This window comes from Howardella ureilytica, assembly GCF_054657495.1.
The window spans coordinates 17396-34876 of sequence record NZ_BAAHYP010000008.1; the positions used below are offsets into that span (position 1 = coordinate 17396).

A 17481-nucleotide genomic window follows, 5' to 3' on the forward strand; every position below is an offset into this window, starting at 1 on the left:
ATGGCATTACTTGCACCATCAATTCTTTCAGCGGATTTTGCAAATCTCGGAAGAGATATAGAGATAACCGATAAAGCCGGAGCCGATGTAATTCATATCGATGTTATGGATGGATTATTTGTTCCGAGTATTTCATTCGGTATGCCTGTAATTAAGTCAATAAGAAAAACCACGGATAAAACTTTTGATGTACATTTGATGATAGAGGAACCCATAAGATATATCAAAGAATTCGCCGAATGCGGAGCCGATTACATCACCGTACACTACGAAGCATGTAAAGATATACATGCAACAATTGACAAGATAAAGGAGTACGGTCTTAAAGCCGGAGTTTCAATTAAGCCGAATACAAAGGTAGAAGTATTAAAGCCCGTTTTAAACGATGTGGACAAGGTGCTTATTATGAGCGTGGAACCGGGTTTCGGAGGACAGAAGCTTATACCTCATACTGTTGATAAGGTCAGAGAGTTACGAAAAATTGTTGATGACAATAATTTTAATGTTATCATTGAGATAGACGGCGGAATAAATCTTGACAATGTTGAAAGCATTGTAAATGCCGGAGCAGATTGGATAGTAGCGGGATCGGCCGTATTTAAAGACGATATTGCCACGAATACAAGAGCATTTATAGAAAAAATACACTAAAACAGAAAATATATTAAAAAAGGATATTATCACTGCAGCATACATTCTTAAAATAATCATTTTGAATGTAAAACAGGGATAATATCCTTTTTATGCATATTTATACATTAAATCTGAATTCTATAACATCTCCGTCCTGAACCACATAGTCCTTACCCTGAAGTTTAAGAAGTCCTTTTTCTTTTGCTGCGGCAACTGAACCGCATTCAACAAGATTGTCATATGTTACGACTTCGGCGCAAATAAATCCGCGCTCAAAATCAGAATGGATCTTTCCGGCCGCCTGGGGAGCCTTAGAACCTTTCTTTATGGTCCATGCCCTTGTTTCTTTTACGCCTGCGGTCAAATAACTTATAAGACCGAGAAGAGAATAACTTGCCTTGATAAGCTTGTCGAGTCCGGATTCTTTAACTCCCAGGTCTTCAAGGAACAGTGCTTTTTCATCATCGTCCAATTCCGATATTTCCTGTTCGATTTCCGCTGAGATTACAAATACTTCACTGTTGGTTTCTTTCGCATATTCTCTGACTTTCTGCACATATTCGTTGGAGGCTCCTTCATCCGCAAGGTCATCTTCCGTAACGTTAGCGGCGAATATAACAGGCTTTGCGGTTAAAAGATTATATTCTTTAAGAAAGGCTTCTTCATCTTCGCTCTTTAATTCATAATCCTTTGCAAGTTTGCCGCTTTCAAGATGCTCAATCATTTTTTGAATAAATTCACATTCTTTTGCCAGTTCCTTGTTTGACATGGAGGCCTTCTTTTGCTTTGCAAGTCTCTTTTCCAACACTTCAAGATCTGAGAAAATAAGTTCCATGTTGATGGTTTCGATATCTCTTAAAGGATCAACGCTTCCGTCCACATGAACAATATTTTCATTGTCAAAACAGCGAACCACATGAACTATTGCATCAACCTCTCTGATGTTTGCAAGGAACTGATTGCCGAGTCCCTCTCCCTTGCTTGCTCCCTTAACAAGTCCCGCAATATCGACGAATTCAATAACCGCAGGAACTATTTTTGTACATCCGTATAAGTCCGCAAGAACCTTAAGACGATTGTCCGGAACGGATACAACTCCCACATTCGGATCAATTGTACAAAACGGATAGTTGGCGGATTCGGCCCCGGCTTTTGTCAAAGAATTGAATAAGGTACTCTTTCCAACATTTGGAAGACCTACGATTCCTAATTTCATAGTATTAAATCTCCTTAAAATCTAATTACAATAATATTCCGCATTCAGTGTCGTATAAGAAGGAACTTAGCGGCATTTTGTCGATATCAATTAATTTTTGTTACAGCCTGCGATATCGGCAAACGACGGAAATGTAAGCATAATACGGTGTAAATATACAAATATATTACTATTTGTTATCGGTATTTTGTTATATCTGAATCGGAAAATATATAATATCAAGTGTATATAATAGCATATGTAGTGTTAAAATAGTAATATTTATAACTATTCTCCGGGATTTTATTTTTAGACATTTAATCGGGTTAAGTAATGTGAAAAATATATAAAAACAGTATTTTATATTAAATAAGGTTGCAAATATACATTTGTAATGCATATACTTGCATATAAAACAGTACAATGTAGGGATTATGATTATGGATAACAAGAAATATATTTTAGTTTTGGATCAGGGGACAACTTCATCAAGATGTATAATTTTTGACAATGAGATGAATGTAGTCGCCAAGGGACAAAAGGAATTTGAACAGGTATACCCTAAACCGGGGTGGGTTGAGCATGTTCCTGAAGAAATATTATACAGTGAATTATCAGCTTCAAGTGAAGCCATAAGAGAAGCAGGCATTACTCCCGATGAAATAGCAGGCATAGGCATTACAAACCAGAGAGAAACAACCATTGTATGGGACAAAGAGACCGGTAAACCGGTATACAATGCAATCGTGTGGCAATGCACAAGAGGCGAATCATATATAGAGCAGATTAAGAAAGACGGATTAACCGACACGATACGAGAAAAAACAGGATTGAAGCCGGATGCCTATTTCAGCGCCAGTAAAATCGCATGGATACTTGACAATGTAAAGGGAGTGAGGAAAAGGGCAGAAGCGGGAGAAGTGATATTCGGAACAGTTGACACATGGCTTATATGGAACCTAACCGGCGGAAGAGCACATGTTACAGATTATACAAACGCCTCAAGAACAATGTTATTTAACATTAATACATTGGAATGGGATAAAGAAATAATAAATTATTTCAATATACCGACCTGTATGCTGCCGGAGGTTAAGCCGTCGGTAAGTTATTTCTCCGAAACTGAAAATACGGTTTTCGGGAAAAAAATCATGATAAGCGGTGTCGCGGGAGATCAGCAGGCCGCATTATTCGGTCAGTGCTGTTTTGACAAGGGAGACGCAAAGAATACATACGGTACGGGATGTTTCCTTTTGATGAATACGGGTGAAGACAGGATAGTTTCAAAAAACGGTCTTCTTACAACTCTCACGGCGGGAAGTACCGAGAAAAAGCCGAAATATGCTCTTGAGGGCAGCGTATTTATTGCGGGAGCGGTAATTAAATGGTTAAGAGATGAGATGTTCCTGATTTCAACTCCCGACGAAACTTATGATTTGGCAGTATCGGTCAAAGATAATGACGGCGTTTACATCGTACCGGCCTTTGTGGGACTGGGAGCGCCTTATTGGGACAGGAAGGCAAAGGGAAGCATAGTCGGACTTACGAGAGGCAGCGGAAGGGCGCATATAGTACGCGCGGCGTTGGAATCCATTGCTTATCAGTCATATGATGTCATAAAGGCTATGGAATCAGATGCAAATGCGGTGCTTACGAGCCTTAAAATTGACGGAGGAGCGTGTACCAATGATTTTCTTGCTCAATTTCAATCAGATATACTCAGAAAAGAAGTTATCAGGCCGGTAAATGTGGAATCGACTGCAATCGGAGCGGCATTCCTGGCAGGCTTGGGCGTATCTCTTTGGAAGAGCAGGGATGAATTGAAAGATTTGGTAAAGACCGGACGTATATTTACTCCGCACAGCAATGAAGAGAAGGCAAAAAAGAATTTGGACGGATGGCACAGGGCTGTTGAAACAACAATCGGCAGACATGTTTAAATAATATATGTTTTTGGTTTTGCAAAATATCCATTTGAATTATAATTATTGAATGACAGAGTTTATTAAACAATAAAACATTCGAGAGGAGGTTTGTTATGAGATTTGCGCATATTTCGGATATACATTTAGGTTTGGCATTAAACGGATATTCTTTTTTGGAAGATCAAAGATACATTATGGATCAAATGTCGGATATCATATTGGAAAACGATGTTGACGTCGTGTTTATATGCGGAGATATTTACGATAAACCGTTTCCTCCGGAAGAGGCCGTAAGCATATTTGACAAATTTATAAGCAGAATATCAAAACACGGTAAATATATCTATGTCATACCCGGTAATCATGACAGTGCCATAAGACTGTCATTCGGATCGGATATTTTAAAAGGACAAAATGTATATATTGCCAAAGCCTATGGCGGAAATGTTGAAAAATATGAGTATACCGATAAATACGGGGATATCGGGATTTTTCTTGTACCTTTTATTAAGCCGGTTGACGTCAGACCGTTTTTTCCGGACAGAGAGATAAATGATGATTATACAAAAATGATGAAGACGGTTCTGGAAGGTGCGGACATTGATTTCAAAAAAAGAAATATTATACTTTCTCATCAATTCCTGCAAGGATCAAAAAGGGCCGACAACGGCAAAGTTATTACAGGTATGTATGACGCAATCAAACCTGAGATATATGACGGATTCGATTATGTTGCAATGGGCCATTTGCATAACGAACAGTATATAGAAAGCGAAAGAATCAGATATTGCGGAACACCGCTTAAATACTCGAAATTCGAGGCTAATTGTAAAAAAACCGTAACGTTCGGTGAGATTGCGGAAAAAGGCGACTTAAAACTGTGGGAGAAAGAATTGTCGCCTATGAGAGACATGAAAGTAATCAGCGGAACCTTTGATGAAATCAAAAACATAAGAACAAACGACTATGTACATATAGTTTTAAAAGGTTCGGATAGTATTCCGGATATGTATGGTCTGTTAAGAAATAATATGCCGAATATAATGTCATATGCGTGCAGCGACAATTATTCGCACGCTGAATCGGACAATATGATAGAAAGCAATATGTTGGTATATTTTGAAGAGTTTTTTGTTCAAAGAACCGGAAGGGAGTTAAACGAAAAAGAAAGGACGATTCTGCTGAATATCATTAATTAACGTTCTTACATACAGGTATTATTAATAATTTTTTGAAACATTTACTAAAGATATTTAAATCTGCGAGAAATGCAATGCAATCGTAAATATTTTTGTCCGAGAGGAAATTTATACAGAAATTATTGCATAATTATGCATTTTATTCGTTGATATTTAGGAGGTAAAATGCGGCCGCTTCTGTTAAAAATGAAATCATTCGGATCGTATAAAAATTATACGGAAATAAACATGGACAGTTTTGGAAGTAACGGACTCTATTTAATTACCGGAGCAACCGGTTCCGGAAAGTCGACAATAATTAACGGTATTGTATATGCATTATACGGTAAAGTACGCGGTAGAAGAGACGACATTAGATCAAAGGATGCAGATGATTTAACCGATACGGTTGTTGAGCTTACATTTATGTGTAACGGCAGAAATTACAATATAGTCAGAAGAATGCACATTGAGGGGTCGGACATCACGGAAGATGTAAAACTCTCTCTTCCTGACGGCAGGGAAATACTTTCGGCGGAGGAAGTAAACGAATACATAATTAAATTAATCGGTCTGACTTATGATGAGTATGTTGAAGTATGTATTTTATCCGTGGAAAACAGCACGGGATTTTTGCTTTCCGATCCGGAGAAACAAAGAGAGTTATTGAGGGATATATTTGACACGGGTAAAGCTTCGGAACTGCAACTTAAATTAATTATAGAAAAAACATTGCTTACCGAAAAATATACAGAAAAAAAACATGAATTACTTAATATATTAGAATGCTCGGATTGTGAAAATGCTGAGGTTATTTTGGAAGACGACATATACGACGGTATAAATAACAGTATAAAAATGGACAGCAAATCCATAGAAAATGTAAATGAGTTAAAACGAACACTGTCTTATATAAAGGAAGAAATTAACTCAACGGATTCTCTTTTATACGCAATGAGCGGAAACGAGAAACTGAATGTAAATTATTTTGAAATATTCATACAAAATAACATTATGAAAGACATTGTTTCATACACAAATCAATACCTTTCCGACATGACAAATAACAGATTTTTACTTAAATTCGACTCTGATTTAAAGAATGCCGATATGTTTGAAATAAGCGTATTTGACAACTATTCTTCAACAATCGGAAACATAAAGGAAATGTCCGGGGGAGAGATGTTTTTAATATCGCTTTCTTTCATTTTAGGTCTGTCAGATAAAATACTTGCCGTAAAAAAAGACATAAGCCTTGATGCGATTTTTATCGATGAAGGATTCGGACTGCTTGACAGACAGACGTTAGACCAAACGGTGAGAATATTGCAAAGAATAACCAGAAAAGACAAACTTATAGGTATGATTTCTCATGTTTCTGATTTGTATACAATGATTACAAAAAAAATAATAGTGAACAAAGGAAGAGACAACAACAGTGTAATTACACTTGTAACCGAATAATATGAATGTTATGTGAAATACTGTTGATTTTATTAACCCACAGACATAAAAAACAGACTTAAATAAAGATAAAAACTAAATAACATAAAAGTTAAGAAAGTATTAAATCACCTTGCTTTTTTGCGTATTTTCTTGTATATTCTATACATATTGTTCAGCATTTTTAGAAACTATAAAAAAAAGGAGATGAGACTTAAGTTATGGAAAATTTAGGCGAAGAACTCGCGCACGGTCTGCAAGTTGAAAACATGTTTTCTTTCAACATCGGCGGATTCCAGGCAGATGTCAGTGAATCCATAGTTGTAAGTTGGATTGTTATGGGCGTTTTAATCGTTCTTGCAATCATTATTACGGCCGGATTCAGAGTGCGTAAACTAGCCGGAAGACAGGTTCTTGCGGAAGGTTACTATAACCATTTCTACGGAATGGTTAAAAACATGCTTAACCATGAGTCAATGGGTTATGCGCCATATATTTGTTCAGTTCTTTTCTTTGTTGGACTCAGCAACATATTTGGTATTTTCGGTTTTAAACCACCTACAAAGGATATCAACGTTACTGCAGCGCTTGCTTTAATGAGTATCGTTCTTGTTCAGGTTGCATCAATCCGTAATAACGGTGTAGGCGGATGGTTAAAGGGATTTGGTAAAAACCCTATGAACATCTTAGAGTTGTTCACAAGACCTTTATCACTCGCAATGCGACTTTTCGGTAACGTTCTCGGAGCGTTCGTTGTTATGGAGCTTATCCATTTAGTTATTCCTGTTGGTGCACCGGCAGTAGTAAGTTTATATTTCGATATATTCGATGGATTACTCCAGGCATATGTATTTACATTCTTAACATCTTTGTTCATTTCAGAGACGGCAGAAGAATAAGTAAAACCAAATCAGCTGGACATAATATACAAACAAGTTTTGCTTTGTAAAAACTGTAACTATTAATTTTCATCATTATTTAACATTTTTAATTTAAAGGAGATTTATTATGGGAGCATTAGCACTTGGAGCAGGTCTTGCAGTTATGGCAGGTATTGGAGCCGGTATTTCTATCGGTATGGCAACTGGTAAAGCAACAGAGGCTGTTGCAAGACAGCCTGAGGCAGCCGGAAATATCCGTTCAACACTTATTCTTGGTTCAGCTCTTGCAGAGGCAACAGCTATCTACGGTTTCGTAGTTGCGCTTCTTATCATCATCATGTTAGGTCAGGGCTAATTAATAAGCCGTTCAGATTGATAAGAAGCTAAAGGAGGTATTGTTATATGTTAAGTTTCAACATAACAAGTATAATTTTTACAGTTATTAACGTAATTATTATTTATTTAATTCTTAACTTCATGTTATTCAGAAAAATGAATAAGAACTTTGCAAGAAGAGCAGCAGCAATTGATGCGGCTTTTGAAGAAGCAGCAGAGAAGGGTAAGGCAGCTGACGAAATCGCAGCTGATTACACAAACAAGATCGCAGCTGTAGAAGTAAAAGAAGCTGAAGTTCTTAAAGAAGCAAGAGTTAAGGCTGACGAAGAAGCTAAAAAGATCACAGACGCAGCTCATGACGAAGCTACAAAGATTGTGGAAGACGCAAGAGATGCTGCAGTGGCACAGAAGAATCAGATTATGAGCAAGGCTGAGAAGCAGCTCGCTGACATGGTTGTTGAAGCTACATCTAAGCTTGTAGCTAATCAGAAGGGTGCAGATGTTGACGGTGCACTTTTCGATGAATTCTTAAATGATAAAGCAGGTGATAAACAGTGAAAGATGTTGATTTGAACCAGATTCGTTCAGCAACTATAACTTATGTTACTAAGCCTACTGACAATCAGTTAGCAGGTATTAAAAAGTTTATTGCTGATCAGCTTGATGTTAACGTTGATGAGCTTGACGTTAATTTAGTTCAGGACAGTTCCATCGGAAGCGGTTTTGTGGTTCGCGCAGGCAACCATGAATTCGACTGGAGTGAGAAAGGTCGTATTGAACAGCTATCAGAAAAACTTAAGAGTGGATTAAAGGACGGCGCTGATCCTGAGAACATGCTCTCTAATATTCAGTCCGAACTTGAGAACTTCACTCTTAACAGAGCTGATAGAGAAGTCGGTGAAGTTATCAGCGTAGCCGACGGTACAGCCAATGTAGTTGGTATTAACCATGCATTTTACGGCGAGATCGTTGTTTTTGACGGTGGTGTTAAGGGTATGGTACTTGACATCAGAAGAGAAGACATCGGTGTTATCCTTCTTGACAGTGAAACAGGACTTAAAGAAGGAAGTATGGTAGTCAGAACAGGCAAATCAGCAAGTATTCCGGTAGGTGAAGAGTTCCTCGGAAGAGTTGTTAATCCTCTCGGAGAACCTATTGACGGTCTCGGCGAAATTAGCAACGAAGGATACAGACCTATTGAATACAAGGCTCCTTCTATTGTAGACAGACAGCCTGTATCAGTACCTATGCAGACAGGTATCCTTTCAATTGACTCAATGTTCCCTATTGCCAGAGGACAGAGAGAGTTGATTATCGGTGACCGTCAGACAGGTAAGACATCCATTGCAACGGATACAATTCTCAGCCAGAGAGGTAACGGTGTTATCTGTATTTACGTTGCAATCGGACAGAAAGCTTCAACAGTTGCAAAGCTTGCTAATACTCTTAAGCAGGCAGGTGCCATGGAACAGACAATTATTGTATCCGCAACGGCATCGGATCCTGCCTCACTTCAGTACATTGCTCCATACGCTGGTACGGCTCTTGCTGAGCATTTCATGTACCAGGGTAAAGATGTACTTATCATATATGATGATTTATCAAAACAGGCTGTAGCATACAGAGCCATTTCACTTCTTCTCGGAAGATCTCCGGGTCGTGAGGCTTATCCGGGTGACGTATTCTACTTACATTCAAGACTTCTTGAGCGTTCGGCACGTTTATCACAGAAAGCCGGTGGAGGTTCAATCACGGCACTTCCTGTTATTGAAACTCTTGCAGGTGATATTTCTGCTTACGTTCCTACAAACGTTATTTCCATCACTGACGGACAGATATTCCTTGAGAGTGAATTATTCTTCTCAGGTCAGAGACCGGCCGTTAACGTTGGTCTTTCTGTTTCCCGAGTTGGTGGTGCAGCTCAGACAAAAGCCATGAAGAAAGCGTCAGGTTCACTTCGTGTGGATCTTGCACAGTACAGAGAAATGGAAGTGTTCACACAGTTCTCTTCCGACCTTGATGATAAGACAAAGGCGCAGCTTAATTACGGACGTTCTCTTATGGAACTTCTTAAGCAGCCTCTCGGTCATCCATCATCAATGGTTGATCAGGTTATTACACTTGTTGCTGCAACGGCAAGAGTTTTTGCAGACCTTGAAGTTAAAGACATTAAGCCATTCCAGGGAAGAATGCTTGAATACTTCCATACTGATTGTTCTGATATTGTAAGCGCAATTGAGACTTCAGGTGTCCTTGAAGCTGATGTTCGTGACTCAATAGTGGAAGCAGCCAATGCTTTCAAGGCAAAGGATATTGTTTCTAAAGAAGCAGAAGCTTAATTTAACTCGGAGGATGTATAATGCCTAGTGCTAAAGAGATAAAGAGTAAGATGCGTGGTGTACGTGACACTATGAAGATCACTAAAGCCATGTATATGATCTCTACCATTAACATGCGCAAGGCTAAGCACCAATTGGAGGCTACAGAGCCTTATTTCTACGGTTTACAGCAGACAATGATTAAAATTCTCAAAAAGTTTCCTAACATCAAGAGTGAATTCTTCGGTGACAGATACGATGATAACGGAATATTAGTCAATGACGGTAAACCTAAAAAAGTGGGCTATTTAGTTCTTTCTTCCGATAGAGGTTTGGCTGGAGCGTACAATCTTAATATATTTAACGTTGTCGAAGCGGCTATTGCCGGAAAGACAAAGGATGAATATGAATTATTTGTTGTAGGTGAGCTTGGTTTACATACTCTGGCCGGCAGAGGATATAATGTTAATATGGATTTCCATAACACGGTTACTAAGCCTGACTTGGAAAGAGTCAGGTTTATCGGTGAGGAATTGATTCGTAAATATCTCTCCGGTGAACTTGATGAAATAAAAGTAATCTACACAAGAATGATAAATACAATGGAAGTTACGGTTGATATGCAGCAAATTCTTCCATTCTCAAGAGAAAACTTCATCACGATTGACCGTAAAAAGATTCCAAAGGCATCATTCGATGCTTCATTGGAAGATGATGAAAACGATGAATCCGAATATCCTGTATATCCGGATCCGCACGTTGTTCTCGATGAGGTAGTGAGAAACTATGTTATCGGTTTCTTATACGGTACATTTGTTGAAGCAACTGCATGTGAAGAAAATTCACGTATGACTGCAATGAAAACTGCTACGGATAATGCCAAGGATCTCTTGGGAGTCCTTACAATTAAGTACAACAGAGTACGTCAGGCTGCCATTACACAGCAGATCACTGAAATATCATCCGGAGCAAGAGCATTGAAGAGAAAAAAGAATCAAAGTTGAATGAGGTGAAATAACAACTATGGACGAAAATCAAAACATTGGAACCATTGTACAGGTTTCAGGTCCTGTAGTAGACGTTGAGTTTAAAGCTAATTCACTTCCAGCTATTAATAACGCACTTTATGTTGAAAACAATGGCACGAAAAGCGTAATGGAAGTTGCGCAGCACATTGGACATGATACTGTTCGTTGTATCATGCTCAATGCCAGTGAAGGCCTTTACAGAGATATGAGTGTTGTTGATACAGGTTCTGCACTTAAGGTTCCTGTCGGAAAGAAAGTGCTCGGTCGTCTTTTTGACGTACTCGGTAACACACTTGACGGCAAGGGACAGCTTGACGAAGAAGAGCATTGGGAGATCCATAGAGACGCTCCTTCATTCGATCAGCAGAGTCCGGTAGCGGAAATGTTTGAGACTGGTATCAAGGTTATCGACCTTTTAGCGCCATATGCTAAGGGTGGTAAAATCGGATTGTTCGGTGGTGCCGGTGTTGGTAAGACGGTTCTTATCCAGGAGCTTATTAACAACGTAGCTACAGAGAGCGGCGGTTACTCAATCTTTACAGGTGTTGGAGAGCGTTCCCGTGAGGGTAATGACCTTTGGCTTGAAATGACTGAGTCCGGAGTTATCGATAAGACGGCTCTGGTATTCGGTCAGATGAACGAGCCGCCTGGAGCAAGAATGAGAGTTGCCGAAACAGGTCTTACAATGGCTGAGTACTTCAGAGATGTTGAAAATAAGAACGTTCTTCTTTTCATTGATAACATTTTCCGTTTTGTACAGGCAGGTTCAGAAGTATCTTCACTTCTCGGACGTATGCCTTCAGCCGTTGGTTACCAGCCTACACTTGCAAACGACGTAGGTGATCTTCAGGAACGTATTACATCAACAAAAGCCGGAGCCATTACATCTGTTCAGGCCGTATACGTACCTGCCGATGACTTTACGGATCCTGCTCCTGCGACACTTTTTGCTCACCTTGACGCTACAACAGTTCTTTCGAGAGCGATTACGGAAAAGGGTATTTATCCTGCCGTTGATCCTCTTGAGTCAACATCAAGAATTCTTGAAGCTGATGTAGTCGGTGAAGAGCACTACAAGACTGCCAGAGCAGTACAGGAAATCCTTCAGAAGTATAAACAGCTTCAGGATATCATTGCAATCATGGGTATGGATGAATTATCAGATGAAGATAAGCTGGTTGTTTATCGTGCAAGAAAGGTAGAGAGATTCCTTTCACAGCCTTTCCATGTAGCTGAAGTATTTACGGGTGTACCGGGACAGTTTGTTCCTATTGATGAAACAATCAGAGGCTTCCAGGCTATCCTTAATGGTGAAATGGATGAATATCCGGAAGCAGCATTCTTCAACGTTGGTAGAATTGAAGAAGTTAAGGAAAAGGCAGCTAAGATCGAGCAGAATATGTAAGTGAGGTGAATGATAATGGCTTCATTTTCATTAAAGATCCTTGCATGCGACAGAATGTTCTTCGAGGGTGAATGTGATAAATTCATATTTCCTGCTTATGACGGCGCCGTTGAGATACTCGCTAATCATGAACAGCTTACTGCACAGATTGCCATCGGTGAGATAAGATTTGTTCCAACCGGCGTAGGTGATTGGCAGAGAGCAGTAGTTTCAGGCGGTATTGTTACGGTTGATAATAATGTTGTTACGGCAATAGTTTATTCAGCCGAAAAACCTGAAGAGATTGATGCTGCAAGGGCAAGGGCTGCCAAGGAAAAAGCTGAGGCAGAGCTTAAAGAAAAACAGAGTAGTATCGATAGAAGAATATCAAGTGACTCATTTAACCGTGCAGTTCAGAGAATTCGTTCTTCAGGAAACTAATTTAGTTATTTCATACTACTGATTATAAAAAGACGGTTACTTCCGATGAAGTAACCGTCTTTTATTTTAAATAAAAACACATTATTGTTTTAAAACAGTTATATTGCATTGAGATTAGACGTAAATAGTTATATATTATATTCATAAGCTGGTTATAGGGTACAGTCGATATTTAGTTTCCAAAAAACAGGAGAACGGTATGGAGGAGATAACTTCTTTTTTTAAGGGTGGATTTGCAAACTTTTTTACCAAAATCGGAGATTGGGCCATTGAATTTGCAATTAATATTTTAATTTCCATTCTTGTTTACATAGTAGGAAGAATAGTAATAAGCTGGTTTGTAAACAAATTTCTCGATAGGATTCTGAAAAAAACCAAGATAGATGTTGATGTACACAGATTCATAAAGACAACCGTAAAGGTTGTTTTATACATTGTTCTGTTCCTCGGAATAATAGGAATACTTGGATTCCAGACATCATCTCTCATTGCGCTTCTCGGTTCGGCCGCACTGGCTGTTGCGATGTCCCTTCAGGGCAGTTTATCTAATTTCGCGGGCGGCCTGTTATTACTTATATTTAAACCGTTTAAAAAGGGCGATTATATATCGGCAAACGGAGTTGAGGGAGAAGTTATTGCTGTCAGTATGTTATATACGAAATTAAAAACCATTGACAGCAGAGGAGTTTCGTTACCTAACGGTAAACTTGCCAATTCGGATATTATCAATTACCATTCTGAGCCTGTAAGAAGAATAGACATAGAATTTGTGGTTTCATATGACTACAACCTTAAAGACTTGAAAGAACTTATGGTGGAGGCCATGAGCCAAAACGAATATGTTTTGAAGGATCAGCCTTTAAATACGGTAATTAAATCTCTTGATGCGAACGGTATCAGAATTTCAAATACTTCATATTGTCTTCCGGAAAAATACTGGCCTGCCTTCTTTAGAATGAATGAGTTAATTGATAATCAGATAGTAAAACATAATATCAAACTCAGAGTTGATGAAGTTAACGTTAATTTAAATAATGTTAACGAGAAAGATTCCGATTCAGGCTCTAAACAGGAGAAAAAAATCGGAAGGAAGAATAATGATATAATAGAGAGCGATTATATTAAATAATCAAAAAGCAATGACGGATTTATAAAGGCATTGTCATAAATAAACTGTTTTGATCATACAGCAAAATTCTCGTATTTTTTAAAATAAAGTAATTTTGCATCGTAACTTAAATTTACCTTAAAGTTTAAAAAAAAACGTGTTAATAATAAGATATTTTTATTTTAAAGAAGTCTCTTATCGTTGACATAGTTTTTTTTTTACTATATTATCAGTATATTAGTAGAGAGGACGTGAAATAATGTTAGACAATAATACACATTTATTTGATAAGCAGGTAGAAAATCCAATTTCCGTAGAGGATATTTTACAACAGGTTTATATTACTCTTAAAGATAAGGGATATAATCCTGTTAATCAGATGGTCGGATATATTATGTCGGGAGATCCTACATATATTACAAGTTATAATAATGCAAGAAGCCTTATTATGAAGGTAGAGAGAGATGAACTTGTAGAAGAGGTTCTTAAATATTTTATTAAGGGTAAAGGACTCTGATATGCGTTTGATGGGCTTGGATTACGGCAATATACACGTTGGGGTGGCACTTTCCGATGAATTATGCGTGACTGCATACCCTTTGGAAGTTATTAAGCGTAAGGATACCAATAAGCTCCGAAAAACATTTGCAAGAATAGAAGAAATTGCCAGAGAATATAAGGTAGATAAGATAATCGTCGGTCTACCTCTTAATATGGACGATTCAGAAAGCGAATTATCTAAAAGTGTTATGGATTTTTCAGATAACATTAAGCGTAGGACTGGACTCCCGGTTGAATTATGGGATGAAAGACTCTCAACTTTTGAAGCAACTGACATTTTAAAAGAAGCGGGCGTTAGATATCAAGACAGAAAGAATTATATAGATAAGATAGCTGCCTCGTTTATACTGAGAAGATATATGGAAGAAAATATGTAAATTGCATTTCTTTTATATATTTTAATAAGCAGGTGCAAAATATTTTGTTTATTATGGTATATACTTTGTGGTTTTATGCATAGAGAATCTATGTATTTATTTTTGTGCCTAATAAAACAGTGTCACTTATATTATGATAATTTTTGGGTAATATAAAGCTTCATAAACAGCAATAGCAATACATTTTATTTAAAAAGGAGATTAATTATTTATGGGAAATATCAACGATGAAGTAGAGGAAAGAGTTGTTGAGCAGGTAGAATTCGAGACGGAAGACGGACAGACGGTTCTTATGAGCGTTATCGAAGAAACAACTATTGCAGGCGTTGATTATATTCTTGTTTCATCTGAGTTTGACGATGACTTAGCTGAGGACGAGATAGAAGTTTTACCTCTTAAACTTGTTAAGGAAGAGGGCGAGATTGCATCATATGAGACGATTGAAGATGATGAAGAACTCGCGGCAGTAAGTGAAGTGTTTGCTAAGCTGTTATCGGAAGACGATATTGAGCTTGAATATTAACCGGGGAGGGATGTTGCATCCTTTGAAAAGGAGATATAATGGATGAAGAAGTACATTTAAGAGAGGGGTCTTTATCGAAAGTACCTTTTAACGAAAACAGTAAAAATTATAATAAGGAATTAAATAAAGAGATTAAGAAGACATGGAAGCAAAAGGAAAACAGGAAAAAGTTTTACAGTAACAAAAAGAATGATGCTATCCAGTCAACGCTCTTTAAGAATTCCGAAAATAAAAAGAATGCGAGAAAAGACGGCAGGGATTTTGCAGATAAAAAGGCGGTAAGCAAAAACGGTCAATATGGTAATTCATTTGATAAAAATAAAAGATTGAATGAAGGATATAAGGTTGATAAAAACACATTACCGGAACTTACATTGACGAAAACCCATAATATTACGGATGCCAACGGAAAACCTACGCTTAAGATTATTCCTCTCGGAGGACTTGAGCAAATCGGAATGAATATTACGGCATTTGAATACGGAGACAGCATTATAGTTGTTGACTGCGGACTTGCATTCCCTGAAGAGGATATGTTGGGAATAGACCTTGTTATCCCGGATGTAACATATCTTAAAAACAATATAAGCAAAGTTAAGGGATTTGTATTTACCCACGGTCATGAAGACCATATAGGTGCGGTACCTTATGTGTTAAAGCAGGTCAATGCTCCGATTTACGCGACAAGACTTACAATCGGACTTATCGAATCAAAACTTTCCGAACATAACATGTTAAGAGATGTAAGCAGGAATGTCGTACAGTACGGTGATGTTGTTGAATTGGGCGATTTCAAAGTTGAATTTATCAGGACAAATCACAGTATTACGGATGCGGCTGCACTTGCAATCACATCGCCGGTGGGAACGGTTATCCACACAGGTGACTTCAAAGTTGATTATACGCCTGTATACGGAGATCCGATTGATCTTCAAAGATTGGGAGAACTCGGAAGACAGGGTGTTTTGGCGATGATGTGTGATTCAACCAACGCTTTAAGACCGGGATTTACCATGTCCGAGAAAACAGTCGGTGAAACTCTTGATAAAATATTCAATGACAATAAAAACAGAAGACTTATTGTTGCAACATTTGCATCAAATGTTGACAGAGTGCAGCAGATTATCAATATTGCAACTAAATACGGCAGAAAGGTATGCGTTGAAGGACGCTCCATGACCAACATTATAAAAGTTGCCAGTGAAATGGGGTATCTGGAAGTTCCTAAGGGAATATTGATAGAAACCGACGATATGAAACGTTATGAAGATGAGCAGATTGTACTTATCACAACGGGTTCACAGGGCGAATCAATGGCGGCACTTTCAAGAATGGCTTCCAACATTCATAAGAAAGTCCAGATACAGGCAGGCGACTGTATAGTTTTCTCATCGTCACCTATTCCGGGAAATGAGAAATCGGTAGCGAGAGTTATAAACGATTTATCAAGAAAGGGTGCAAAAGTTATATTCCAGGATACTCATGTATCGGGACACGCATGTCAGGAAGAGATTAAACTTATGTACTCGCTTGTAAAGCCTAAATTTTCATTCCCGGTACACGGAGAATTCAGACATTTAATCGGACAGAAGGAAATCGCCAAGAGTTTAGGATATGATGATGAACACGTAATTATCGTAACATCGGGTACGGTTGTTTCGCTGTCGGAAGATAAATATGAAATTGCCGGGCATGTTGAAACAGGTACAATATTGGTTGACGGACTCGGTGTCGGAGACGTGGGCAATATTGTTCTTCGGGACAGACAAAATCTTGCCACAAACGGTATTGTAATTGTTGTTATCACACTTGAAAAATACAGCTGTAACGTAATTGCGGGACCCGATATAGTAACAAGAGGTTTCGTATATGTCCGTGAGGCGGAGGATTTGCTTAACGAGGCAAGAGAAGTAGTATCTGATTCCGTGGAACACTGTGCAACATCAAAGATTACCGATTGGAGCAAGATCAAAACGGTAGTTAAAGATGATTTAAGTGATTATTTCTGGAAAAAGATGAAAAGAACACCTGTTATTCTTCCTATTATCATGGAAGCACACATGTGATAAAGATTCATTAAAAAGACTATGTTTCCTTTCAGGTACATAGTCTTTTTAATTATTAAGGGATATATTAGCATTGCAGGCATT

Annotated in this window: 17 protein-coding genes; 16 read left to right on the forward strand and 1 reads right to left on the reverse strand. The window is 38.2% G+C overall.

What is annotated here, in order from left to right:
* Entirely contained in the window at window positions 1-651 is a 651-nt protein-coding gene (rpe, locus tag ACYQ1N_RS04890) for a ribulose-phosphate 3-epimerase (RefSeq protein WP_459833448.1), read from the forward strand.
* 100 nt (window positions 652-751) lie between these two features.
* Here rpe and ychF read toward each other — a convergent pair whose 3' ends face one another.
* Window positions 752-1849 (reverse strand): redox-regulated ATPase YchF, encoded by a 1098-nt coding sequence (gene ychF, locus ACYQ1N_RS04895; RefSeq protein ID WP_459833450.1) that lies wholly within the window; start codon window positions 1847-1849, stop codon window positions 752-754.
* A 419-nt stretch (window positions 1850-2268) separates the two neighbouring features.
* Here ychF and glpK point away from each other — a divergent pair, with 419 nt between their 5' ends.
* From glpK to ACYQ1N_RS04970, 15 genes are all read left to right on the forward strand, one after another.
* Window positions 2269-3768, forward strand: coding sequence for a glycerol kinase GlpK (glpK, locus tag ACYQ1N_RS04900; RefSeq protein ID WP_459833452.1), 1500 nt, complete (start codon window positions 2269-2271; stop codon window positions 3766-3768).
* Between the two features lie 98 nt (window positions 3769-3866).
* On the forward strand, window positions 3867-4952 hold the full coding sequence (locus tag ACYQ1N_RS04905) for an exonuclease SbcCD subunit D (protein ID WP_459833455.1): 1086 nt from the start codon (window positions 3867-3869) through the stop codon (window positions 4950-4952).
* Window positions 4953-5138: 186 nt separating this feature from the next.
* Window positions 5139-6395 (forward strand): AAA family ATPase, encoded by a 1257-nt coding sequence (locus ACYQ1N_RS04910; protein ID WP_459833591.1) that lies wholly within the window; start codon window positions 5139-5141, stop codon window positions 6393-6395.
* 200 nt (window positions 6396-6595) lie between these two features.
* Entirely contained in the window at window positions 6596-7273 is a 678-nt protein-coding gene (locus ACYQ1N_RS04915) for a F0F1 ATP synthase subunit A (protein WP_459833457.1), read from the forward strand.
* Window positions 7274-7382: 109 nt separating this feature from the next.
* A complete protein-coding gene (gene atpE / locus ACYQ1N_RS04920; RefSeq protein ID WP_459833459.1) occupies window positions 7383-7610 on the forward strand; it encodes an ATP synthase F0 subunit C in 228 nt (75 codons plus the stop codon).
* A 47-nt stretch (window positions 7611-7657) separates the two neighbouring features.
* On the forward strand, window positions 7658-8149 hold the full coding sequence (locus ACYQ1N_RS04925; RefSeq protein ID WP_459833461.1) for a F0F1 ATP synthase subunit B: 492 nt from the start codon (window positions 7658-7660) through the stop codon (window positions 8147-8149).
* Complete coding sequence (gene atpA, locus ACYQ1N_RS04930) at window positions 8146-9930, forward strand: F0F1 ATP synthase subunit alpha (protein ID WP_459833463.1); 1785 nt, start codon at window positions 8146-8148, stop codon at window positions 9928-9930. Before ACYQ1N_RS04925 ends, atpA begins: the two co-directional genes overlap by 4 nt.
* 20 nt (window positions 9931-9950) lie before the next feature.
* Window positions 9951-10913 carry an ATP synthase F1 subunit gamma gene (atpG, locus tag ACYQ1N_RS04935; RefSeq protein WP_459833466.1) on the forward strand — a complete coding sequence of 321 codons (963 nt, stop codon included), beginning with the start codon at window positions 9951-9953 and terminating at the stop codon, window positions 10911-10913.
* A gap of 19 nt (window positions 10914-10932) precedes the next feature.
* On the forward strand, window positions 10933-12342 hold the full coding sequence (atpD, locus tag ACYQ1N_RS04940; RefSeq protein ID WP_459833468.1) for a F0F1 ATP synthase subunit beta: 1410 nt from the start codon (window positions 10933-10935) through the stop codon (window positions 12340-12342).
* Between the two features lie 15 nt (window positions 12343-12357).
* Window positions 12358-12762: an ATP synthase F1 subunit epsilon gene (gene atpC, locus ACYQ1N_RS04945; RefSeq protein ID WP_459833471.1), complete on the forward strand. Its 405-nt coding sequence runs from the start codon at window positions 12358-12360 to the stop codon at window positions 12760-12762.
* 199 nt (window positions 12763-12961) lie between these two features.
* Window positions 12962-13891: a mechanosensitive ion channel family protein gene (locus ACYQ1N_RS04950; RefSeq protein ID WP_459833474.1), complete on the forward strand. Its 930-nt coding sequence runs from the start codon at window positions 12962-12964 to the stop codon at window positions 13889-13891.
* A gap of 238 nt (window positions 13892-14129) precedes the next feature.
* Complete coding sequence (locus ACYQ1N_RS04955; RefSeq protein WP_459833476.1) at window positions 14130-14387, forward strand: IreB family regulatory phosphoprotein; 258 nt, start codon at window positions 14130-14132, stop codon at window positions 14385-14387.
* Between the two features lies 1 nt (window position 14388).
* Window positions 14389-14808 (forward strand): Holliday junction resolvase RuvX, encoded by a 420-nt coding sequence (gene ruvX / locus ACYQ1N_RS04960; protein ID WP_459833478.1) that lies wholly within the window; start codon window positions 14389-14391, stop codon window positions 14806-14808.
* Between the two features lie 211 nt (window positions 14809-15019).
* Window positions 15020-15331 (forward strand): DUF1292 domain-containing protein, encoded by a 312-nt coding sequence (locus ACYQ1N_RS04965; RefSeq protein ID WP_459833480.1) that lies wholly within the window; start codon window positions 15020-15022, stop codon window positions 15329-15331.
* A 458-nt stretch (window positions 15332-15789) separates the two neighbouring features.
* Entirely contained in the window at window positions 15790-17397 is a 1608-nt protein-coding gene (locus ACYQ1N_RS04970) for a ribonuclease J (protein ID WP_459833594.1), read from the forward strand.
* The last annotated feature ends 84 nt before the right edge of the window (window positions 17398-17481 follow it).